The organism is Sphingobium sp. LSP13-1-1.1 (assembly GCF_040676415.1).
Classification (GTDB): Bacteria; Pseudomonadota; Alphaproteobacteria; order Sphingomonadales; family Sphingomonadaceae; genus Sphingobium.
Map to the genome: position 1 here is coordinate 1 of NZ_JBEGHU010000017.1, position 20,686 is coordinate 20,686.

The 20,686-nt window shown below is 59.9% G+C and carries 18 protein-coding genes and 3 pseudogenes; 8 read left to right on the top strand and 13 right to left on the bottom strand.

Annotation, left to right across the window (positions count from 1 at the left end):
• Window positions 1-292, bottom strand: a pseudogene (locus MRBLSP13_RS11210) (TonB-dependent receptor); the annotation flags it as partial.
• Window positions 293-1,302: 1,010 nt separating this feature from the next.
• Here MRBLSP13_RS11210 and MRBLSP13_RS11215 point away from each other — a divergent pair.
• Window positions 1,303-3,783, top strand: a complete 2,481-nt coding sequence (locus MRBLSP13_RS11215) for a TonB-dependent receptor (protein ID WP_363754545.1) — start codon at window positions 1,303-1,305, stop codon at window positions 3,781-3,783.
• A 107-nt stretch (window positions 3,784-3,890) separates the two neighbouring features.
• Window positions 3,891-4,736 carry an N-acyl homoserine lactonase family protein gene (locus MRBLSP13_RS11220; RefSeq protein ID WP_133654643.1) on the top strand — a complete coding sequence of 282 codons (846 nt, stop codon included), beginning with the start codon at window positions 3,891-3,893 and terminating at the stop codon, window positions 4,734-4,736.
• Window positions 4,737-4,976: 240 nt separating this feature from the next.
• On the opposite strand, the gene MRBLSP13_RS11225 is transcribed toward MRBLSP13_RS11220, so the two are convergent.
• The 5 genes from MRBLSP13_RS11225 to MRBLSP13_RS11245 all read right to left on the bottom strand — a co-directional run bounded on the left by MRBLSP13_RS11225 (window position 4,977) and on the right by MRBLSP13_RS11245 (window position 8,502).
• Window positions 4,977-5,513, bottom strand: coding sequence for a winged helix DNA-binding protein (locus tag MRBLSP13_RS11225; RefSeq protein ID WP_133654642.1), 537 nt, complete (start codon window positions 5,511-5,513; stop codon window positions 4,977-4,979).
• A 237-nt stretch (window positions 5,514-5,750) separates the two neighbouring features.
• The gene (locus MRBLSP13_RS11230; RefSeq protein WP_363754547.1) at window positions 5,751-6,107 is read right to left on the bottom strand and encodes a ketopantoate reductase family protein; all 357 of its coding nucleotides are present in this window, start codon (window positions 6,105-6,107) and stop codon (window positions 5,751-5,753) included.
• Entirely contained in the window at window positions 5,989-6,489 is a 501-nt protein-coding gene (locus tag MRBLSP13_RS11235; RefSeq protein WP_363754549.1) for a ketopantoate reductase family protein, read from the bottom strand. Before MRBLSP13_RS11235 ends, MRBLSP13_RS11230 begins: the two co-directional genes overlap by 119 nt.
• Before the next feature lie 4 nt (window positions 6,490-6,493).
• Window positions 6,494-7,549 (bottom strand): 4-hydroxy-2-oxovalerate aldolase, encoded by a 1,056-nt coding sequence (dmpG, locus tag MRBLSP13_RS11240; protein ID WP_363735802.1) that lies wholly within the window; start codon window positions 7,547-7,549, stop codon window positions 6,494-6,496.
• On the bottom strand, window positions 7,546-8,502 hold the full coding sequence (locus MRBLSP13_RS11245) for an acetaldehyde dehydrogenase (acetylating) (protein WP_363754572.1): 957 nt from the start codon (window positions 8,500-8,502) through the stop codon (window positions 7,546-7,548). Before MRBLSP13_RS11245 ends, dmpG begins: the two co-directional genes overlap by 4 nt.
• 272 nt (window positions 8,503-8,774) lie before the next feature.
• Between MRBLSP13_RS11245 and MRBLSP13_RS11250 the strand changes: the two are divergent.
• A pseudogene (locus MRBLSP13_RS11250) lies at window positions 8,775-9,068 on the top strand (integrase core domain-containing protein); the annotation flags it as partial.
• A 51-nt stretch (window positions 9,069-9,119) separates the two neighbouring features.
• On the opposite strand, the gene MRBLSP13_RS11255 reads toward MRBLSP13_RS11250, so the two are convergent.
• Together MRBLSP13_RS11255 and MRBLSP13_RS11260 are read right to left on the bottom strand one after the other, a co-directional pair.
• Window positions 9,120-9,434 carry a type II toxin-antitoxin system RelE/ParE family toxin gene (locus MRBLSP13_RS11255; RefSeq protein ID WP_363735803.1) on the bottom strand — a complete coding sequence of 105 codons (315 nt, stop codon included), beginning with the start codon at window positions 9,432-9,434 and terminating at the stop codon, window positions 9,120-9,122.
• 5 nt (window positions 9,435-9,439) lie between these two features.
• Window positions 9,440-9,697, bottom strand: a complete 258-nt coding sequence (locus MRBLSP13_RS11260; protein ID WP_133654637.1) for a ribbon-helix-helix domain-containing protein — start codon at window positions 9,695-9,697, stop codon at window positions 9,440-9,442.
• Between the two features lie 121 nt (window positions 9,698-9,818).
• Here MRBLSP13_RS11260 and MRBLSP13_RS11265 point away from each other — a divergent pair, with 121 nt between their 5' ends.
• Window positions 9,819-9,962, top strand: coding sequence for a hypothetical protein (locus MRBLSP13_RS11265; protein ID WP_363754551.1), 144 nt, complete (start codon window positions 9,819-9,821; stop codon window positions 9,960-9,962).
• Between the two features lie 313 nt (window positions 9,963-10,275).
• A complete protein-coding gene (locus MRBLSP13_RS11270) occupies window positions 10,276-11,400 on the top strand; it encodes a S8 family serine peptidase (protein ID WP_363735805.1) in 1,125 nt (374 codons plus the stop codon).
• A 56-nt stretch (window positions 11,401-11,456) separates the two neighbouring features.
• Here MRBLSP13_RS11270 and MRBLSP13_RS11275 read toward each other — a convergent pair whose 3' ends face one another.
• The 3 genes from MRBLSP13_RS11275 to MRBLSP13_RS11285 form a co-directional block, all read right to left on the bottom strand.
• Entirely contained in the window at window positions 11,457-12,230 is a 774-nt protein-coding gene (locus MRBLSP13_RS11275; RefSeq protein ID WP_363754553.1) for a transporter, read from the bottom strand.
• Window positions 12,231-12,301: 71 nt separating this feature from the next.
• The gene (locus MRBLSP13_RS11280; RefSeq protein WP_363754555.1) at window positions 12,302-12,910 is read right to left on the bottom strand and encodes a hypothetical protein; all 609 of its coding nucleotides are present in this window, start codon (window positions 12,908-12,910) and stop codon (window positions 12,302-12,304) included.
• 124 nt (window positions 12,911-13,034) lie between these two features.
• Window positions 13,035-14,315, bottom strand: coding sequence for a S8 family serine peptidase (locus MRBLSP13_RS11285; protein ID WP_363754557.1), 1,281 nt, complete (start codon window positions 14,313-14,315; stop codon window positions 13,035-13,037).
• On the opposite strand from MRBLSP13_RS11285, the gene MRBLSP13_RS11290 reads away from it, so the two are divergent.
• From MRBLSP13_RS11290 to MRBLSP13_RS11300, 3 genes are read left to right on the top strand one after another with little or no spacing between them, the layout of a single operon-like run.
• Window positions 14,302-14,892: an RNA polymerase sigma factor gene (locus tag MRBLSP13_RS11290; RefSeq protein WP_166666449.1), complete on the top strand. Its 591-nt coding sequence runs from the start codon at window positions 14,302-14,304 to the stop codon at window positions 14,890-14,892. The genes MRBLSP13_RS11285 and MRBLSP13_RS11290 overlap by 14 nt on opposite strands.
• On the top strand, window positions 14,889-15,614 hold the full coding sequence (locus MRBLSP13_RS11295; RefSeq protein ID WP_133654631.1) for a hypothetical protein: 726 nt from the start codon (window positions 14,889-14,891) through the stop codon (window positions 15,612-15,614). The genes MRBLSP13_RS11290 and MRBLSP13_RS11295 overlap by 4 nt, the downstream gene beginning before the upstream one ends.
• On the top strand, window positions 15,611-15,862 hold the full coding sequence (locus MRBLSP13_RS11300) for a hypothetical protein (RefSeq protein WP_363735810.1): 252 nt from the start codon (window positions 15,611-15,613) through the stop codon (window positions 15,860-15,862). Before MRBLSP13_RS11295 ends, MRBLSP13_RS11300 begins: the two co-directional genes overlap by 4 nt.
• 183 nt (window positions 15,863-16,045) lie before the next feature.
• Here MRBLSP13_RS11300 and MRBLSP13_RS11305 read toward each other — a convergent pair.
• Window positions 16,046-16,315: pseudogene (locus MRBLSP13_RS11305) on the bottom strand (tyrosine-type recombinase/integrase); the annotation flags it as partial.
• A 523-nt stretch (window positions 16,316-16,838) separates the two neighbouring features.
• On the bottom strand, window positions 16,839-20,453 hold the full coding sequence (locus MRBLSP13_RS11310) for a beta strand repeat-containing protein (protein ID WP_363754559.1): 3,615 nt from the start codon (window positions 20,451-20,453) through the stop codon (window positions 16,839-16,841).
• Between the last annotated feature and the right edge of the window lie 233 nt (window positions 20,454-20,686).

Genomic DNA, 20,686 nt, shown 5'->3' on the forward strand with positions numbered 1-20,686 from the left:
TCTGGCCACCGAAATTGCCCGAAACGTGGACGCCCGGCGTAATGCGGCCAATGTCGATGCTGCTCGTCACGCCAAGCCGGGCCAGCTGCTCACTCCCCAGGGCGGTGATCGAGATGCCGACATCCTGAAGACGCTGCTCACGATGCTGCGCCGTCACGACAATCTCGCCGTTGTCCATACCGCCTTCAGAGGCTTTCGACTGCGGGGCCTGCGCCTGAGCATATCCCGTTGTGGAAACCAGGGCGAAAGTCGTGGCGCCGATACCAAGCAGAATCTTCGTTTTTAAACGCATGCCTTATTCCCCTTTATCAGCCCGGTTCCCTCCGGACTCTCGATATTCGAGATATCGAGTCTACATATCAAGATCAAGAGAAATCATTCCAAGATGCTGCCAGACCTTGGCTAAATTTGAGCCGGTATCTGGCAGTGGCGAGATGGACCATTCCGCGGGGACTGTTGGCCAGGTGATCTTATCGGTGGTGTGGCCCGGTTGATCTTGATCCAGCCGAATACGCCTCAAGCAATCGCGCCCCTTGCAGAGCGTCCGATGATGTTCGTCTCACACGCGTGTGGATGACCGCCTTATGGGCTCGCCTCGCCCGGTACCTTCGATGCCGCTGCGAGCAATTTCGCACGAATGAAACATACAGGCACTAATTTCGTTAGTTTCGGCCTTTGAGCAAAACTTGTCGATTTTTCTTGTGCTGTCAAGCACCCCATATATTAAATTATGCCAGTCCCACCTTTGGACGCCGGAAAGCGAACTGGAGTGGGATCGCAGCAGCATGATCTGGGCGGATAATGGCGGGCCGGCGTGCCCAAAGGCAGTAAAGAAATGCGCCGTGGACAGTGCCTTCGGCACGACGAATGGCCATGCCGTGCCGAGGGTCTTGTGTGGCGCCTTCCTGTCCCCAACTCCGCAAGGGATCCTCTGACTTTCCTCGCTAACGCTTCCATCGGTCGCGGGTCAGGCTTTTTGATTTGGCTTGCGGGCGCCACGGGCCGGTACGCAGTTCGAACGTGGCGGGCCACATCGGTTCAGCGAACTGCTACTGCTCTAGCCCTGGACTGGTAAGCCGCCGCATGGGTCCGCCCTTAAGGCGCGCGCCGGCAGCCCGTTCCTTCAGGCCACATCCTCCGTTCACCCAATTTGCAATCGCAGCTTTGCCACGGCCTGGCAGCGCGGTCGCTGGCTTTTTCCACCTTTGATCGAAACTGCCTGCATCTTAGATTGATTTTCAATTGATCTTACTATTTTGACGTGATATCTCGAATAACGAGAGTCCGGCTGGAGCCGGCCAGATGGGGGAATGGGACATGCGTTTAAGAACGAAGGCTCTACTTGGCATCAGCACCGCAACCTTTGCTCTGATCTCTACAACGGGACATGCTCAGGAAGCACAGTCGACGACAGCTACCGCCGAGGTGCAAAGCGCGGACACGTCCGGATCAACGGGGCAATCGGCCTTGGGCGGTGAAATCATCGTCACGGCACAGCGCCGTTCAGAAAACATCCAGAATGTCGGCATCGCGATCAGCGCCTATTCCGGCGACCAGCTTCGCGCCCTCAACGTCGTCGACTCTCGCGATATCGCAGCCCTCACCCCGGGCGTACACCTCGGCGGCGCCATTGCCGGGCAGAACAGCCAGTACACCATCCGCGGCGTCACCCAGAATGACTTCAATGACGTCGTGGAAGCACCCAACGCGGTCTACCTTGACGATGGCTACATTGCGATCGGCCAGGGACAGACGTTCGCTCTGTTCGACATCGATCGCGTCGAGGTGCTGAAAGGACCGCAGGGCACTCTCTTCGGGCGGAACGCCACCGGCGGCCTGGTGCATTATATCACCGTTAAGCCTGAACTCGGAAAAACCAGCGGCTTCGTCGATCTGAATTACGGCATTTACGACTCACCGGCGAATCCGGGCACGTTCCGCGGCGAGGCGGCCTTAAATCTGCCGATGGGCGAGAAGGTCGCCACCCGCGTCGCGGTTCTCTGGAACAAGAGCGGAGCGCTGCTGCGCAATCTCTATCCGCTGGGTGCGGTCGGCGGCTCGCCGGGCGCAGGCGCAGGAGCGAACATGGGTGACGACGACACCCTCGCCGGCCGTCTGACCACCTTGTTCAAGCCGAACGACAGTGCGTCCATCACGCTGTCGATCAACGCCGGCCGATCGCGCCTCGCAACCGCAGCCTATCAACAGAAGCCGACTATCGCGCAGTTCGATGCCGCTGGCGAGTTGATCAACGTCATCAATGCAGCCCCCAATGAAACGCGAGCATCCATCGGAGCCAATGGTCAGGACGCGGGTTCGGACCTCAATAACGACGGCGTCTTCGGCGACAGCTTCGGCCGTCCGGTCGCGGGGGGTGACTATTTCGGCTATATCGATCCCGATGGCGCTGACTTCCGCACTTCTTCGGATTTCGCCTTCTCGGGTTTGAACAAGTCTCACACCTATGGCGTAAATCTCAACGGCGAGTTCGAACTGGGCAACGACATCACGCTCACTTCGGTTACGGACTACAAGAAGTTCTACAAGCTTCTCTTTCTCGACGTCGATGCGGGTCCGGGCAACCAGACCGGCAACTATCAAGGCGTCGATGCATGGACATTGAGCCAGGAATTCCGCCTTTCCGGCAAGACCGACATGTTCGATTGGACGACGGGTTTCTACTACCTCCACATCGACACGCACTCGATCAACGGCCTGAAATTCCCCGTCGGCAGCGTCGTGCCGGGCGCACCATTCGATCTCGGGACAGATGCCCACCTGATCACGAATTCCTATTCCGTGTTCGGTCAGATCGACTGGCATCTGACAGACCGCCTCAAACTCACCACGGGCGGCCGCTTCATCCGCGAACTGAAGGACTACAACTTCCTTCAGGGCATCTGGGGAACAACGGATTCCCGGCAGGCCCAGGTCGGCACGCCTTTTGTTATCGGTCCGGTCTTCGGCGCAAACGGGCCGGCTCCCTTTGTGGACAAGAAGGGCTCCTCGCTTTGGGCCGGAAAGGTCCAGCTCGATTTTCAGGTGACGCCTGACCTGCTCGTCTACGCAGGCATCAACCGTGGCGTGAAGGCCGGCAGCTACAACGCCCAGATACCAGGGGGACTGGGTGTTCCGGCAAGTGCGATCCCATACCGCCCGGAAGTCCTGCTCAGCTACGAAGGTGGCTTCAAGTACACGACCCCGGATCGCAAGACGCGCTTCAATGCCAGCGCTTTCTACTATGATTACAGCGACTATCAGGCCTTCCTGTTCAGCGGTGTATCTGGCGTTGTCGTCAACGCCGACGCGAGGAACTACGGTGCGGAAGCGAGCCTGTTCACCGCTCCGGCAGACGGGCTCGATCTCGGGGTCTCGGTTTCCTATTTCGATGCCAAGGTGAAGGACGTGCCGCTGCGCGTGGGCGGGCCGATCACGCGTGACGTCAAGCCTGTCTATGCTCCAGCTTTCCAGGCGAGCGCCATTGCCCGCTACGAATGGGACGCCTTTGGCGGGAAGCTCTCGATCGGCGCAGACGCCCAGTACAGCTCCAGCTTCTACTACAATCTCAGGAACTTCGATGCAGACAAGTTCGGTCGGTACGTGATGGTCAATGCCGGGCTCGGCTGGACCAACGATGTCTGGACCCTCAACCTGCGCGTCCGCAACCTCACCGATGTCCGCGCCGGCGTGCAGGGCTTCGATCTGGCTTCGCTCTGCGGTTGCAACGAGGTTTCCTACAAGCCGCCGCGCCTCTTCCAACTGGGTGCCAGGTATAACTTCTGATAATAGCTGCCGGGAGAAACAGGGTGTCAACTCCGATACTTAACACATTCCCCAAAAGGGATACCGACTATTCGATCTGGTCCCTCGCCTACTGCCAGGTCGATATCATGCAGGACTTTTTCGGCGGCTCGGGTCCTTACAGCAACAAGGGCGATGTGCACGCCCCGATGATCTACACCCTGCTCGTGGGCGGTGAAGTCGGCGGCAAGCAGCATGTTGCGCTTGTCGACTGCGGCTTCCGCAATGACTATTGGCTGACGCGCTATGCCTTCTCCAGCTGGGAAGAGCCAAAAGACGTGCTCGGCCGGGTCGGCTTCTCGCCGGAAGACGTCGACACGATCCTCGTCACCCACATGCATTTTGATCATATGGGCAATTTCGAGGCCTTTCCCAACGCCAAGCTCTATATCCAGTTTGACGAGTATATGGGCTGGTCAAACGCCGTCTGCGCCGCCCACCAGCACGAGACCGAAGAGGAACGGGCCTGGATCTTCTCCTCGTTCGATCCACAGGATCTCATCCGCGCTTCACAGGGTGTCGCCGACGGCCGGATCAAGTTCGTGCGCGGTGACGAGGAAGTGCTGCCCGGCGTGATCGCGCGTCTGGCCAAGGACAGCCATACCTTCGGCTCGCAATGGTTCGAGGTCCACACCCGCAATGGACCCTATGCCATGGCGGGAGATGCGGTCTACTGGTACCATAATATCGAGAACATGTGGCCTCCCGGTTACCATCAGGGCAACGCGTTCAACCAGATCAAGGTTTATCGTGAGATCAAGGAACTGCTCAAGCAGAAGACCGATCGCATGATCCCCGGCCACGATCCGGAAGTCTGGCGGCGCCACAGTTCATGGGCCGCGCCGAACGGCAACCAGATCGCCGAAGTCAATCTTCGTGACAACGATCCGAGCCGCAAACCTCACACCACTGGCGGCACGAAAGTCTACACCTGAACTCCCTGGGGTGGCCTCGATCACGGCAAGCAGAAGTCGGTGATAGCGGTCCATTCCAACTGCTACCTGCTTCAGGGCGCATATCGCCCTGAAGCAGGTAGAGCGATTTCCAGACGATCGGAACCGATCGCTGATTAGGAAATCGCGGAAAACAGGGAAACCAGAGCGGCGATCTGATTCAATCAGATCGAAACCCGCTCCAGTCTGTCTGCAGGCCAAAGCCTGCCTTCTCGCCCGCCCTCAGGAAATCTCTGTGGCCGTGTGCGAAAGCGCTGCCGACGTGCGCGAAACCTCTTCATAGACCCCGGTCAGGAAGGAGAGGAAATGCGTGGCATTTCCGAGCTTCTCGTTCAGGTTCTCGAGACCCTTTACGCTTTCGATCAGCAATTCCCTGCGGATCACCGAGAATTCCTCACAGGCCTTCTTGCCCTTATCGGTCACATCGAATGCGTGAATCTTGCTTCCCGGCTCCTTGATCTTCTGGATCAGTCCATGGCTCTCCAGCTTACGCAAGCTGTACTGGACATTGGCAACGTCATCGCGGTTGAGCATGCGCGCGATGGTCATGCCGTTGCGCGGGCGGTCAAGCATGCGGATGACCTGCAGGATCAGATATTCCGAAACCTTCAGATCACCGTCGGCCACGATGGCGCCGGCCGTCGCGAGCCAGCGACTGAACGCTTCGTAGCAGCGGATGATGGACCACTCGAACTCGGTTACCTTGTATTCCAGCTCGTTCGAGGCAAGATGCCAATGGCTGTAGTACTTGGAATCCATGCTGATTTTCCTGCTTCTTCGGCGGCCTGCAAACGACCGGCTGCTTTTGCAATCGTACCTTGAGCAGGCGAAAGCATTAAGCAGACTCTTTGTCCAGCATGTAACGGGGCTTGCGGCTAAGATTGCCGACCTGCGTAAGACGGTCAGGGATTTTCGTCCCGCAACGCCAAGCCGGATATGTCCGGTGACGGATTAAGATTCAGCAAGGCGCCCGCTGCCGGATCATCTTGTCGAGCATCAGGAAAGTCGGGTGCGGAATGCCATGCTGCGCAGCAAGCCGCAGGACTGCACCGCCCAGGGCCTCGTGCTCCGGACATCCGCCGCCACTTCGGCCAATGCGCGTTGCTGCAGGCTCTCACCGTCCATATGGGAGAGGACAGAGCCCGCCGGCAGATCAAGCGCGGCGGCCACTGTGCCAAGACATGCGGCCAGAAGGAATTTCTCCCACAGACTGCGGCGGATGTCCGGAGCAGCCTCAACCGGAAGGGTCGTGTTTGCGAAAGCGGCCCCCGACAACCTGATCGACCAGAGTCCGGTCGCCGTTGGTGCATCCGAACAGGATTGAAGGAGGCACCCCCACATGACGGACCGCATCACCGTCCATCTCGAAGAAACCATGTACGCGTCCTGCGGCTATGTGTGCATCGGGCACCAGGCGCGCCGCCGTTTCATGCGCTTCGACACCGTTCTGGAGCGTCAGAATGACACCGGCCCTGCCGGCCGGGAGCGCCTGTTCCAGATCCGGCATCTTCACGCAGCAAATCGAGAGGTCGACCTGCGGCAAGCCGTCATCCGCTGCTGCGACACGGAGCGGCACTTCGATTGCCTTGCCGCCGCCATATATGATCTGCGGGGCTGCGCGGAGCGCGCGCAACCTCTGCCCGCGCGCAACCAGCACGACATCGCGGCCAGCCGCCGCCAGGATGGCGGCGGCTGCACTTCCTATCGCGCCCGCTCCGACAACCGCAATGCGCATGTCGTCAGCCTTGGTGGGCTTCCTTCTGCTTGACCAGGTCGAGCGCAATGTCGACGATCATGTCTTCCTGACCGCCAACCATCTTGCGCCGCCCGACTTCAGCCAAGATCGAACGTGTATCGACGCCATAGTCCCCCGCAGCCTTCTCGGCATGGCGCAGGAAGCTCGAATAAACGCCGGCATAGCCGAGTGTAAGCGTTTCGCGATCCACGCGCACCGGACGGTCCTGCAGCGGACGGACGAGATCCTCGGCGGCGTCCATCAACGCATAGAGGTCGCAGCCATGGTTCCAGCCCATACGATCGGCAGCAGCAATGAACACCTCGAGCGGCGCGTTGCCCGCACCAGCGCCCATGCCGGCAAGGCTCGCGTCAACACGGACCGCACCGTTCTGCACGGCCACGATCGAGTTCGCCACGCCGAGCGAGAGATTGTGGTGCGCGTGGACGCCGCGCTGCGTTTCCGGCTTGAGCACGCGGTCATAGGCCTGAACCCGGGCGGCGTAGTCGTCCATGCTCATCGCCCCGCCGCTGTCGGTGACATAGACGCAATGCGCGCCATAGCTTTCCATCAGCAAAGCCTGCTGCGCCAGCGCTTCGGGGCTGGTCATGTGGCTCATCATCAGGAAGCCCGAAACATCCATGCCCAGATTGCGTGCGGCCTCGATATGCTGCTTCGAAACGTCGGCTTCGGTGCAGTGCGTGGCGATGCGGACCGACTTGACGCCCATTTCCGCAGCGTGCTTGAGGTCATGCACCGTTCCGATGCCCGGCAGCAGCAGCGTGGTGAGCACCGAATGCTCCAGCACTTCGGCAACCGCACCGATCCAGTCCCAGTCGGTATAGGCGCCGAAGCCGTAGTTGAAGCTGGAGCCCTGCAAACCGTCGCCGTGCGCCACCTCGATTGCGTCAACCTTGGCCTGATCGAGCGCCCTGGCAATCGCCTGCACGTGCTCGAGGCCATATTGGTGACGAATGGCGTGCATGCCATCGCGCAACGTAACGTCCTGGATGTAGAGCTTCTGGCTCGTGGGATCGTTGAAAGTGCAGTTCAGGGTCATGCCGCCATCCTTTCGGCGATCTTTTCGGCGGTCTTCATGGCAGCCGAAGTCATGATGTCGAGATTGCCGGCATAGGCAGGCAGGTAGTGCGCCGCGCCTTCCACTTCGAGGAAGACCGAAACCTTGAGGCCGGTGAACTCGGTTTGTCCCGTGCTGGCCATCTCGGGAATGCGCAAGGGACGGTTGCCCCCGATGCTTTCGAACTGCACGGCCTGCTTCAGGCGATAGCCCGGCACGTAGCTTTGCACTTGCGCCACCATATCGTCGATCGACTGGCGGACTGCCTCGCGATCGGCGTCCTCGCACAGGCAATAGACGGTATCGCGCATGATCAGGGGCGGCTCGGCCGGGTTCAGGATGATGATCGCCTTCCCACGAGTGGCCCCGCCGACCTCTACGATGGCCTGGCTGGTCGTCTCGGTGAATTCATCGATGTTCGCACGCGTGCCCGGGCCGGCGCTCTTCGAACTGATCGAGGCAACGATCTCGCCATAGTGGACCTTGGCAACGCGATTGACTGCCGCGACCATAGGGATGGTCGCCTGCCCACCACAGGTCACCATGTTGACGTTCGCTGCGTCAAGGTTCGCTTCGCCGTTGACCGGCGGGATCGTGTAGGGGCCGATCGCCGCGGGCGTCAGATCGATCATGCGCTTGCCTGCTGCCAAGACCAATTCGCTGTTGCGCTTGTGCGCGCCGGCGCTGGTGGCATCGAAAACGATCTCCACGTCAGCAAATTCGGGCATGGCCAGCAGGCCGTCAATGCCTTCATGCGTCGTAGCGACGCCCATCCGCGATGCACGCGCCAAGCCATCCGACGCCGGGTCGATGCCCACCATTACGCCCATTTCGAGCACGTTCGACAAGCGCAGCACCTTGATCATCAGGTCGGTGCCGATATTGCCCGAACCGATGATGGCTACCTTGGTCTTCTTTCTAGTCTGGAGATCCATTGCAAATTCCCAACAAGGATGGCTCGATAAAACTAGGCCAAACCTTCCGGTTAAACCAGCGGCCGGAGCGACCGATTTCTCATCTGATGAGATGCGAAGCCCGCACTGCCAAGCATCGCCCCCTCGGGCTGAAAAGAGCCGAGATCGGCTTAGGCAAGCCATGGCTTCCTGAACACGCAGATCGTGCAAATCGGGAGCGCCACGCCGTTGGCACCGTCGCTTCTCCTCTTCGAGATCATAGCGATCATAAGTTGGCTCAACGCTGGTCTTCAGACAACGGCCCGGAATTTATGTCGCGGGCGCTCGACCACTGGGCCTACATCAACCGTGTCACGCTGGACTTCAGCAGGCCGGGAAAGCCTACCGACAATGCCTTCGTGGAAAGCTTCAATGGCCGGCTGCGCGATGAATGCCTGAACACGCACTGGTTCTTGTCTTTGGACGACGCCAGGAGCAAGATCGAGGCGTGGCGGACGGACTTCAACGAGACCTGACCTCACACATCCCTGGGGTTCATGACGCCTGCCGAATTTGCTTCATCGGCCGGGGTTAACCCCGGCCGATGAAGCGCCGGATCTCTCGTTCTGGCCGGTGGCAAAACCGGGACAGGGTCACTCTCAGTGTGGAGAATCCTGTCGAAAACGATCGATCTGATGCATGCGTTCATGCAAAATCGTCACGATACCAACGGCACCATCTGACAAAACACGCCAGTAGATATAATGGCGCTCATACCGGCAATAGAACCCTTGAATGCCCAGTTCCCGTGGCACATCCCGCCAGGCAAGGCGCCGCGCAGCAATATCGTCCAACCGTGCAAAAAGGCCCCGGATATATTGGTCGGCCTGATCCTCCCCCCATGTTTCACGCGTGTGGATGTAGATGTCGTCAATCCGCCGACTGGCGGCCTGCTGGACGCGATATCCGATCATGAGACTCAGTTATGAGCGTTGCGGGCTATGACCGCGTCAGCATCAAGAGACTGATAGTCGCCCTCCGGCGCGGCAAATGCGCTGACCAACTCAGCCTGGAGGAGCGCCAAGCGCTCACTCTCGACCCGTTCCTTATCGCGCCGAATCAAGTCTCGGACATATTCACTCACATTTTCGTAGGCACCAGCGTCTCCGATATTAGCGGAGACAAAGTCACTGAGAGCACCGCTGACGCGCACATTCAAAGTCATAGGCTTGGACATCAGGCCACCTTTCTGTCCACAAAATATGGAATATCGAGGACAAACGCAAGGGTCACCGGGGAATATGCGGCAAACAACAGCATCGAGCAGTCACGTTGAAATCGACCCATCTTTGCCGCGCATGGACGAAATTGGCGTTCCAGATTCCTGCCGTTCGTTCATGATGGCGGTCTGGCGCTTCGCCGCAGCGAAGGGCCAGCGCGTCCTCGACGAGCCCATTTCCAACAAGCTTGACCTGCAACTGGGCACTGGCGTGACAGTGTAGGCCAATGGGAAAACCAGCCCCGCTGTCTCGCTGGGGATCAGCAAATTATTCTGATGCAAGGAACTGAGTTACGGCTTTGAAACCAACCCCATAGGCCGTTCGGCATATCGCATTCCCATACGATCCGGGGTATTGCCGCTTTTGCTCTTGCCAACCCTTGAAAGGGTTACAAACCCTGCCCCATCTCCACTCCGGAGGTGGGGCGCTTAGCATTGGGAATGCATTGGTAAATTTCGCTTAAGCCCGAAACGCTGTCGCTATGTTAAATCTTGTTTTGCAGCTTGGCTGCGACTTTTGGGGGAAGGATAGGCTCATGCAAAAGATGCCCGTTGGGATATTGGGCGTTGCATCGCTTCTGGCGATTGCCGGTCACGCACAGGCGGCGCCCAAAACGGCCAAGCAGGTGATTGCCGATCAATATATCTGCGTGTTCAAGCCTTCCATCACGCAACCGAATGTCCAGGCTCAGGCCAACCGCGTCGTCGGGGCACAAGGCGGCAATCTACTGCGGACATATCGTCATTCGATCCGGGGCTTTGCCGCCCATATGTCGGCTCAGGCAGTCGCCCGAATAGACAAGGTCAACAGCGGCATCGCCTTTTGCGAGCAGGACCAGGTCGCCAGCGCATCGCAAGTCGCGACGGCAAAGCCCGGCAGCGGTGGCGGCAGCGTTCAGCCCGCTCAAACCATCCCCTGGGGGGTGAAACTGGTTGGCGGCGGTATCACGACGTCTCCTGCACTGGCGTGGGTCATCGACTCCGGGATCGACCTCACCCACCCCGATCTCAACGTCAATAAAACCGGCAATATCAGCTTCACGCGAGACTCCTCGCCCAATGATGGCAATGGGCATGGCACGCATGTCGCGGGTATCATCGCGGCCTGCAATAACAGCATCGGCGTGGTCGGCGTGGCGCCGTGCACTGCGGTCGTTTCCGTGCGAGTGCTGGATCGCACCGGACGCGGTTCGGTTTCCGATGTCATCGCTGGCATCGACTATGTCGCCCAATATGGCCGTGCTGGTGACGTCGCCAATCTCAGCCTGGGCGCTGGCGCTTCTGACGCCCTTGATGCAGCAGTCATCAACGCCGCGGCCGCCCATGGGGTCAAGTTCACGATCGCTGCGGGCAATTCGAGCGACAATGCCAATAATTACAGCCCGGCGCGCGCCAATGGGCCTGGAGTTTACACCGTGTCCGCCTTCGACAGCAGCAGGAATTTCGCGTCCTTTTCCAATTTCGGCAATCCGCCGATCGATTTCTCGGAGCCCGGCGTATCGATCTATTCGACGACCAAGGGCGGCTCTTATGTGACCTTGTCGGGAACATCGATGGCAGCGCCGCATCTGGCGGGACTGCTTCTGCTGGGCAACGCCAACAATGGCGGCCCGGTGCAGAATGATCCCGACGGAACGGCCGATATCATAGGCATTCACTAAGCCGTGCAGAACCGCAGAGCGGCTAACCCCTCTCTGCGGTTCCTATCCTTCTTGCGTCAGAATTTGATGCTGACCATCGACCCCACGCCATAGTCCGGCGCGCCCTTGCTCAACCCCGCCGTGCCGTAGAGGGTCAGATTGAGCTTCTGCGCAAAAGGGGTGCTGAACGCGCCGAACAGTTCATGGCTGTCACGCGCAAAATCGCTGGTCGTCTCCCGATAGTCATAGGATGCGATCAGGACCGATTTGCCCAGCGCCGCGCTCACGCCGCCCGATGCGGTCCAGGCGTTGTGCAGGTTGAACCCGGATGGATCGCCCGGCATCCGATATCCGACATTGGCAAAGGGCGTCAGTATGCCGAATGTCTTGGAAAGCTCGGCTGAAACCGTGACGTCCACCTTGCCGGTGCCCAGCGCCTTGGATTTGGACGCGGTGGGCAGCTTCACGCGGGCGGACAGATCGAGGCCAAAGCCCATGCGGTCTTCCGGGATCATATAGGCCGCGCCGACGGTCACATCGCCCAGCCCGCTTCGAGTGGTGCGCGGCGCATTGGGATCGATGACGATCCCGCCGGAACCGCCACCGACAATGGCCGAAGACCCGTCGATCCGCAGCCAGGGCAAGGTCGCGGTCAGGCGCAGATTGCCGGTCTTGTAACGCAGGCTCATCGGCACGACGAGAATATTGGTGTCGACCCCGGTGCCGTAATCGCCGCTGGAATAGTCGACCCCGGTTATCGCCGTCAGACTGCTGTCATCCTGTGCCAAGGCGGGCGCCACCGCCGTGATGCACACCATGCCGGCCAGAGCCAGCGTCATGATCCCCTTCATTTCTTCTCCCCTTTTGCGCAAAAGCGGGCGGGTCCATCGAACCCGCCCGCCAAACCTTGAATTTGCTTTATTCAGCCGCCCCGGCCGGGCCGCGCCGCGCGCACGGCATCCTTGATGGCCGTGGCGTTTTCGCGGACCGCCGCCGCATTGTCGCGGGCGTCCTGAGCGCTGCTCCGCACATCGGCCGCCGCCGCCCGGGCCGCCGCTGCGGTCTGACGGGCATCGCTGACCGAACCGCGCGCATCGCTGGCGCTGGACCGGCTGTCACGCAATGTCGCAACCGCGCCGGTACCGTCCTTGATGGAGGCATTGTCGCCCTTCGCGGCGGCCACGACGGCAGCATCGGCAGCCGCCGACTTGTCGGAGGCGTGATCACGGCCCGTCACATCCGCAGTTGCTTGCGTATCAGCAGTGCTGATGGTGGCTGTCGCGTCATCCGCATCATCGCTATCGTCGCCATGATCCTGTTTGCGCGCATCGTTCCGCGCATGGGCCATGGCTGACACGTCCGCGCCTATGCCCTTAGTCTGGGCATCCTTCTGAGCCTTTGCCATGGCCGATACATCGGTGCCAAGGCCCTGGCCATGCTGTGTCGAACTGTCCGTCGTCTGAGCGATGGCCGTGCCCGCCAAGGCGATGGCGGCCACGCCCGCCAGGGACCAATATCTGCTTTCCAACATCACATTCTCCTCGAGGTTGAGCGCACAAAGCGCCCCCACAGGATAAGAACGTCTGACCAAGGCCGGTTCTTCCCAGCGTCCTGCCATTCATCGGAAAAATCGCACGTCTCTCAACGGGAAAGTCTCAATGAGAGGGCTGGGGCATTCCGATGACGCCATGCCCCGGCAACGACCGACCCTTTTTCGGCTGCCACGCCGACCGCGCCAAGGTTTCGACCGCCGCTCGTGCGGCCCGTGGAGCCGGCGCAGGCAGCAATTCCGCCAGTTGGCGAGCGACCACTGGCGAGGCAAAGGAGGTTCCCCGCATCTGCACCATATTGCCCGCAACGCCCCGGATCGAGAGGATGGCGGGGCTGGCGAAATCCACCTTCCGCACACGGCTCGCCTCCGGCAGCAGGACGCCTCGTGCGTCGACGCCCGTAACCGCGATCACGCCCTCCAGCGACGCGGGATAGAGCGGTCTGGCCGACGACCCATCATTGCCGACCGGCGCCACGATCAGGAAACCGCGCCGGACGAGGATGGAAACCGCGGAGGCCACGACCCCATTATAGGGTCCGACCATGCCAATATTGACGACCGGTACATTTTGCCGCGCCATCCAGCCCAGCGCCCTCACCATCAACTCCGCCGTCCCACCCCGGCGACCATTGCCGAAAATATCCGCGACATAGACGGCTCCAGAGGCCGGGGTTCGCGCCAGAATAGCCGCGACCGCCGTGCCGTGATCGTTGGGCACCACGCCTCCGGCTGCGAAACCCTGCTGCACCAGACGCGCCTGACGCGCCACTGGCTCGGCTCCGGTATCGATCATGCCTACGCGCCAATCCCCATGCTGGCCACGCACCGGCATGCCGGGGACGCTACCCGACCCCACTGCCCCGGATGGAAAGAAGAGATGATCGGCCTCAATCGCGACATCTGGCGCAATCCGGCGCAGCGCGTCCACCATGCGCGTGACAGACCAGCCCGGATGCGTCAGCACGGTCATGGTCAGCCCCAGATCCTCGACCTGCTCCCGCCGCACGACAGAGAAACCGGCCCGCTGCGCCGCCGCCAACGCCCGATCCGGCAGATCACTCGCCAACACCTCGCCCCGAATGGCGAGCGCGCCATTGCGATCCAGCTCATAATCCTCAGGATATTGCTTCGCGGTCGTCTCCGCCTTGTCCCGCTGGTTGCGCGAAAGGCGCTCGGCCTGGGCGGCCTCTGCCCGTTCGAGACCGCGTTCCCAGGGATCGATCGGCCGCCCGACCTCGCTGGCCCGGCCATGCTCGATCGCCGCCCGCGGCAGGCTGGGCATCGGCATGTCGCGCGGCGGGCCGCCCCGCATCTGGGCCAGCGCCACCATGGCCGGAAACCCCATACCGCCAGCGATCAGCACGCCCGCCATGACGATCGACAAGATTTTTTTTGCTTTCATACGCCCTCTCGGGATTAAACGTCTCGTCCCGGACGTTTCATCCATAGGGAAGTCTAGTTTGTCCGATCTTCGACGCCAACTGATTGCGGTGCTGCCGCGCCTGCATCGCTTGGCGGGCGTGATCGTGCGCAACCGTCAGGACGGCGACGACCTGTTCCAGAAGACCATCGCGCGCGTGCTGGAACGGGAAGACGGTTGGGAACCGGGCAGCAGACTCGATTTATGGGCGGCACGGATCATGAAGAATATCTGGCTGGATGAGGTCCGCATGCGCAACCGCTGGGCCCGGCTTGTCGAGCCGATGCCCGAGGATGACTTGCTGTCCGACGAAGGCGCAACCGCCAGCGATCTCGAACGGAGCACTGAAAACCGCTGGCTCCGCGAGCAGGTCGAAGCTTTGCCGGAGGAGCAGAGGCTGGCGATCAAGCTGGTCGTGCTCAATGAGCTTTCCTACTCGGAGGCTGCGGAGATCCTTGAAATACCCGAAGGAACCTTGACCAGCCGCCTTGCCCGCGGGCGCGCTGCGCTGTCCCGCCAGATCATGGAGGGCAGGCCATGACCGACCGCATCCATGAAGAGATCGTGGCCTATCTCGACGGCGAAATGACCGGTGCAGCCCGGTTGGCCTTCGAAACGAGAATGGCGGGCGACCCCGGACTAGCGCAGGCGGCGGACGATCATCGCGACGTCCTCACCCAATTGCACATCGCCTATCCCGTTCCGGCCGAAAAGCGTTTCGATGCAGCGGAACTGGAGAAGCTGGGCCTGTGGGATCAGGGCGTCGTCACCCAGCTCGCTCCGAAGCGAGAAGCCAGGCAAAGGCGCCGCATTTCCGTATCGCTCTGGTGCGGCGCCATCGCTGCTTCGCTGGTGGGCGGGCTGATCATCGGCCGGATGGACTGGTGGGAACAGGGCTTGGTAGTCCAACAGCACGGGCAGTTAGTGGCGACCAGTCGCCTCGATAAAGCGCTCACCGAATGGGCCGATGGCGTGGGCAGCCCGATCCATATCGGACTCAGTTTTCGCAGTGCAAAGGGCGTCTGCCGCACTTTCCGCATCGACGGCGGCTATGCAGGCATTGGCTGCCGGGACGGCAATGGGTGGACCATCCCCATGCTGGCCAATCCTTCCTCCTTAGTCCCCGCCTCGCCAGACTTCCGTCTGGCCGGAAGTGATTTTCCGGCATCTGTCATGAACGAGGTGGATGCCCGGATCGTCGGCGAACCGTTGACTCAGCGGGAGGTCGAAGATCTCCGCCGTCAGGCCTGGCGATCGCAATGATGCGCAAGGCGGAAAACAGCAGGAGATTGGAGGGATCTGACCGCAAGAGTCTTCTGCTTCAGGAAGAGGGCGTTCAAATGTGGCGATTGGAACCGACCGATGGATCACCCTCCTACTTGATCCGATCACTGCGCATTTCTGAAACAGCACCATTCGAGGATCGTGAAATTGCCGAGCAATGGTTCAACCGCGAAGTTGGACTATCCCGTCATTGCCCCTCGGTTCAAAAGAAATTGGGCGGGCGGTAAGGCCTGCTCCACGCGGCGTTCTGAAACCCCAATGAGGCCTGCTCAGATACATAGAATAACGAGTTGCCGGAGAATGTCCGCTTCCAAACGGATGACAGAATCAATCGAACGTCATGATTTGGCGCGCGGCAGACGCGAATTCGGTACCCGCTCCTCGCAGATGCGAGGAGCCAGCCAAGATCGAATTTCTGTGCCCTCCGCCAGAGTGAAGGCGTCCTCCACATCCACCCCAAGATATCTGACCGTGCTTTCGATCTTCGTATGCCCCAGCAGAATCTGGATCGCACAGAGGTTTCCGGTCGCCTTGTAGATGATCGACGCCTTTGTCCTCTTCAGGGAGTGCGTGCCATAATCTTCGCTGGGCAGGCCGATCCCTGTGATCCATTCATATACCAGGCGGGCATATTGGCGGGTGCTCATGTGGGCCGAATGATCGGTGCGGCTCGGCACAATCCGCCTGCCCGGTGCGCTTCGCCAAGGTGGGAGGCCAATGCGCAAATTTTGCTGCTCTGTCAGGTGTCGAAAGTCACGCAAATTGCTTGGGTGGCGCACTATTGAGGTGTATGCTGCTGTCAGCAACCGAACATGAGTCGATCTGAGTGATCGGTGAAATGGATCGGATGTAGCAACGCCGCCGCTCAATTCCAGGACAAGCTTTCGTAGCAAAATCCTGATGAACTGGGCGGCGACGCCATTTATCGGCTCGATATGCCTTTGCCGCCCAAGGCTGGAGCAGGTTCACTTCCGACCCTTTGCAGACGTTCAGCGGCCAATTTCTGGCGCCCAACTGCGAACCGTCAGGTTTTCGTCCCGACCGCCCGCCCCTTGGCCGATTCCAGAATGGCAGCTTAGAGGCAGATTAATCGGAATGCCGCCATCACCTCTTCGGCAAAGCAGTTGGCCGCAGATGACCGCAACGGTCTGCCCTAAAAAGGTGAGGGGTGGCGCGCCACCCCTCCCGTAAGACGATTGTTGCTTAAACGATGAACTCATCACTAATTCGCACATTGATGTGCTGGACGCCGAGCAGATCCAGGTCGCCGTCCGCTATGTCGAAGGCAAAATCGAGGTCGGCATTCAATGTGCCACTCGTCTGCTGAACAAAGCCGATATCGACAATCTTCAGAACATCATTGTCCAGCGGATCCCAAGCCGTCAGACCGGTCGTGGTGCTGCTGCCGTTCCCGGCTCCTGTAGCCCCGGTCAGGTCGATGGCGTCACCCGACAAGCCATTGGCGCTTTGCATGATCTGGATGCCCTGGATCTGGTAAGTTTCACCAGCGGCCGCGTAGTCATTCTGTTCGATGACGAGCAGGGCATCGTTGTTATCCAGCGTGAACTCGATGTTGTAGGGCGCGGGAATATTTGCGTTGCCCTTGATCAGGTCCGAGTTCTGGACGTTGATGGCTCTCGTTATTTCATCGCCGTTCGCGTCCTTCAGATCGAGTATGACGACCAGATCCTCGGACATGCCGATACCGTCGAACTTGATGACGACGCCACTAGCTTCCGTTGTCGGGTCAGTCCGCTCAGTGCCGCCGCCGGCAGCTTTTGGATTAACATCGCCGAGGATGTTCTGATCGAAGAACCGCAGCGTCAGCAGTTCACCCTTTTGTATCGTATCGCCCGCGACGCCATTGGTGTCTCGGGTCGCACTGACCCAGTCCTCGTTGGTGTTGGTAACCATGTCGTGGGCGGAACCGTTAAACGTGATGTCGCCTGCAACGGCCGCTCCGTCGCCGGACGAGTTGAACCCGAAGCCGATCTGCTGGGTGATCGAATTTCCGGTGAACTGAACGAAGAACGGATCGGGATCGCCGTTCGGGGTCAGTTGCTCGGCGACGATCAACGGATGTCCCGTGTTCCCGGTGGGAGCCTTGGCGAGCAATTCGCTGGTGTGGAGCACATCAAAGCTGAACCCGTCGATCACGTCGGTCAGAGTGAGCGTGTAGGTGTCATTGACCTTGTCGAGATAAAGAGTGCCGGCCGCCGTGGAATCCTGCACGCCAGCAGTGATCGGGTCCTTGTCGTAATGGAACGAGAAGTTGAAAGTCGCGGAGTTGATATCTTCGGAGACGAGGGTGGCGACCGCCTGGGTGATAGCCGGGGTCTGCGGATTAGAAATCGAACCCGTCAGGCTGATCTGCACGCCGGCAGTGACAGGATCGGCATCGACGAAGTCGCTGACAGGCGTCACCAGATTATAGTCAGCGGCGGCGATCTGGTCTGTCATGTTATAGCCAATCTTGCCGCTGGCTGATTGCCCTATCGCATTGCCCAAATGTTCCAGCGAATGATCGCCCGTACCGCCAGGATCGGCGTCAAATGGGACCGCTGTCGGATCGGTGTCATTGAAGGTCAGCGACAGCGGCGACGCCGTCGTGCTTTGCTGCGATACTGAGTCATTGTCTCCGTCCGTGACCGTCACTGTCGCCACGACATTGATCAGGCCATTGAGGTCGAGCGTGTTGTCCTCGCCGCCGCCCTGCGAGTTGTCGTGTTCGAGCGCAACCAGCGACGTCAGCGTCACCTGCAAGCCGGACAGTGCGACCGTGAAGGCCGTCGCGTCGAGCGAGCCATTATTGTCGCTGTCATACTTGCCCGAAACTTGGAATGCCGAGTCCGCTACCAGCGTGATCGGATGATTGCCGGCCGTCGTGGTAAGACCTGTTGCAGTGCCTCCCAGGCTCAACGCGTAGCTCACATCCGTTGTGGAGCCATCGACGGCGCTCGCCGTGACGCCCGGAGCCGTGATGGGCACCGTGCTCTTGCCGCCGGCCCCGCTTGCCTCGCCGACCGCAGCAGTGCCAACCGTCGGCGGCGATGTGATCAACAGCGTCGGATCGGTATCGTCGAACGTGATCGACAACGCCAGGCTGGAGCTTTGCTGCGACAAAGGATCGTTGTCGCCGTCCGTGACCGAAACCGTCGCCACGACCTTGATAAGGCCGTTAAGGTCGAGCGTGTTGTCTTCGCTTCCACCTTGCGTGTTGTCGTGCTCGAGCGCCACCATCGACCTTAGCGTCACCGTCGTGCCGGACAGTGTCACGGTGAATGCCGTAGCATCGAGGGAGCCATTATTGTCGCTGTCATATTTGCCAGAGATCAGGCTGGCCGAGTCGGCCACAAGCGTGATCACCTTGTTGCCCGCCGTCGTCTGCAACCCCGTCGCGGTCGAGCCCACCAGGGCCAAGGCGTAACCTACATTCGTCGTGGCGCCGTCAACCGCGCTCGCGGTGAAGCTGGGCGGCGTGATCGTCGCCTGGCTCTGTCCGGTAATGTTGCTCGCCTCGATCACCTCGAGGGCGCCAACCACCGGCGCGGCCGTGATCGAGAGATCCGGACCGGAATCGTCGAAGTTGATGAAGGAGCCAACCTCCTCGGTACGGGCATTGGGGGTCGTCGTTGAAAAATGGAATTCGGTGATGTCGCAGCCTTCATTGGCATCGACACCCTTGACCTGTAGCCGGTCCATCCCGGTGGCGGTCGTGATATCGACCGTGGTGACGTTATCGAGCCCAGTGATAGTGACAACGTTCCCGGTCCCTCCAAGCCCGGTGATGGTGACGTTGCCGCTTCCCGTCGCATAGGTTCCATCTGCCGTGATGACGGTCGCAAATCCCGACGTTCCCGTCAGTTTAATACTGGTGATGTCTACCGGATTGGTCGCGGTTCCGTCGAAGAAGTCCGTGCCCTGCTCGTTCCCCGTGTTGTTCAAGGCGGTGATGCTGATGTCGACCCGCTTATCCGGCTGGGAAGGCGTGATCTGGTTGATCGTGAATCCGGCCCGCGTGACATCCTCGACATGGCTGCCATACTGGATCTGCGAGGCGGTGCCTGCGGCCAGGTTGGCGCCGGTCACAAAATCGACCTGGAGTGTTTCGTTCGGATTGATGTTCTGGTTGTTGACGCCGAAACCCTGTGTGCTGACGTTGGCGGTACCGCCGTTGAGACCGATCACCAGAAGCTGCTTGGACGTGTCCGTGGGCGAGTTGATGGCGTAGAAGTCATGATTGCCGGGCGCGGCATTCGCGCCCGAAAAGCTGACCGTGGTGGTCGCAGAGAGCGAGGCGAATACCTTGTTGGTGAGGTCGATGCGCTCGTCGGTGACGGTTGGATCCGGTTGGAACAACGCCACATACTGCACCAGATATAGATCCGGCGTGGTGGTAGTGGTGTTGATAAGCGCGAACGAGAAGGCGAGCGCTCCGGTTGGTTGAGGCATGGTGGTCGGGTCGGACGTCCCGATCACGCCGATGACTACATTGGCATTGTTCGGATCCTGGAACAGCCAGACATAGTTGCCATCGACCGTTCGAATGTCGCTGTTCACGCCCACGGTGGTGGAAAATGGAGTTCCAGTGAGACTCTGGGTGAGAGACACTGAGGAGAAAGTGTCGCCTCCAGTCGCCGTTGCCGTCACGAAGTCGGCCTTGAAGGCGACCTGGGGCGAACTCAGGCCGCCCGAACTGTCGAGCGATAGAAGGTAGTTCACCGTAGCGTTGTTATGAAGGGACGGGTCAACATCATCATCCTGAAAGCCCGTTGTCTCATCGATGATGATGTTTTGGGTCACGATGTCGAGAGCCATGATGATCCTCCTCAGTTAGGATGATCAACGGTGCGCTGACCACCTCGTACCAATGCATAGCATCGCGACCAAAGAGCTCCGGCAGTTGACAGGATTATTATAATATTAGTGCGTCAAAATATAAACAATCTGCGCAATTAACGCGCAATTTTATTTGCCCACTCATCGCAAGTGAAAGGACATGAATAGATCTGTGAAGTGAATATGAAATTAATTATAAACGAGATCGGTCT

Coding starts and splice junctions, on each gene's coding strand:
- MRBLSP13_RS11265 (WP_363754551.1), top strand. CDS start 9,819: ATGGACGAAATTGGCGTTCCAGATTCCTGCCGTTCGTTCATGATGGCG.
- dmpG (WP_363735802.1), bottom strand. CDS start 7,549: ATGACCCTGAACTGCACTTTCAACGATCCCACGAGCCAGAAGCTCTAC.
- MRBLSP13_RS11215 (WP_363754545.1), top strand. CDS start 1,303: ATGGGGGAATGGGACATGCGTTTAAGAACGAAGGCTCTACTTGGCATC.
- MRBLSP13_RS11245 (WP_363754572.1), bottom strand. CDS start 8,502: ATGGATCTCCAGACTAGAAAGAAGACCAAGGTAGCCATCATCGGTTCG.
- MRBLSP13_RS11280 (WP_363754555.1), bottom strand. CDS start 12,910: ATGTTGGAAAGCAGATATTGGTCCCTGGCGGGCGTGGCCGCCATCGCC.
- MRBLSP13_RS11310 (WP_363754559.1), bottom strand. CDS start 20,453: ATGGCTCTCGACATCGTGACCCAAAACATCATCATCGATGAGACAACG.
- MRBLSP13_RS11255 (WP_363735803.1), bottom strand. CDS start 9,434: ATGATCGGATATCGCGTCCAGCAGGCCGCCAGTCGGCGGATTGACGAC.
- MRBLSP13_RS11270 (WP_363735805.1), top strand. CDS start 10,276: ATGCAAAAGATGCCCGTTGGGATATTGGGCGTTGCATCGCTTCTGGCG.
- MRBLSP13_RS11275 (WP_363754553.1), bottom strand. CDS start 12,230: ATGAAGGGGATCATGACGCTGGCTCTGGCCGGCATGGTGTGCATCACG.
- MRBLSP13_RS11230 (WP_363754547.1), bottom strand. CDS start 6,107: ATGCGGTCCGTCATGTGGGGGTGCCTCCTTCAATCCTGTTCGGATGCA.
- MRBLSP13_RS11290 (WP_166666449.1), top strand. CDS start 14,302: ATGACGATCGACAAGATTTTTTTTGCTTTCATACGCCCTCTCGGGATT.
- MRBLSP13_RS11300 (WP_363735810.1), top strand. CDS start 15,611: ATGATGCGCAAGGCGGAAAACAGCAGGAGATTGGAGGGATCTGACCGC.
- MRBLSP13_RS11295 (WP_133654631.1), top strand. CDS start 14,889: ATGACCGACCGCATCCATGAAGAGATCGTGGCCTATCTCGACGGCGAA.
- MRBLSP13_RS11225 (WP_133654642.1), bottom strand. CDS start 5,513: ATGGATTCCAAGTACTACAGCCATTGGCATCTTGCCTCGAACGAGCTG.
- MRBLSP13_RS11260 (WP_133654637.1), bottom strand. CDS start 9,697: ATGTCCAAGCCTATGACTTTGAATGTGCGCGTCAGCGGTGCTCTCAGT.
- MRBLSP13_RS11220 (WP_133654643.1), top strand. CDS start 3,891: ATGCAGGACTTTTTCGGCGGCTCGGGTCCTTACAGCAACAAGGGCGAT.
- MRBLSP13_RS11235 (WP_363754549.1), bottom strand. CDS start 6,489: ATGCGCATTGCGGTTGTCGGAGCGGGCGCGATAGGAAGTGCAGCCGCC.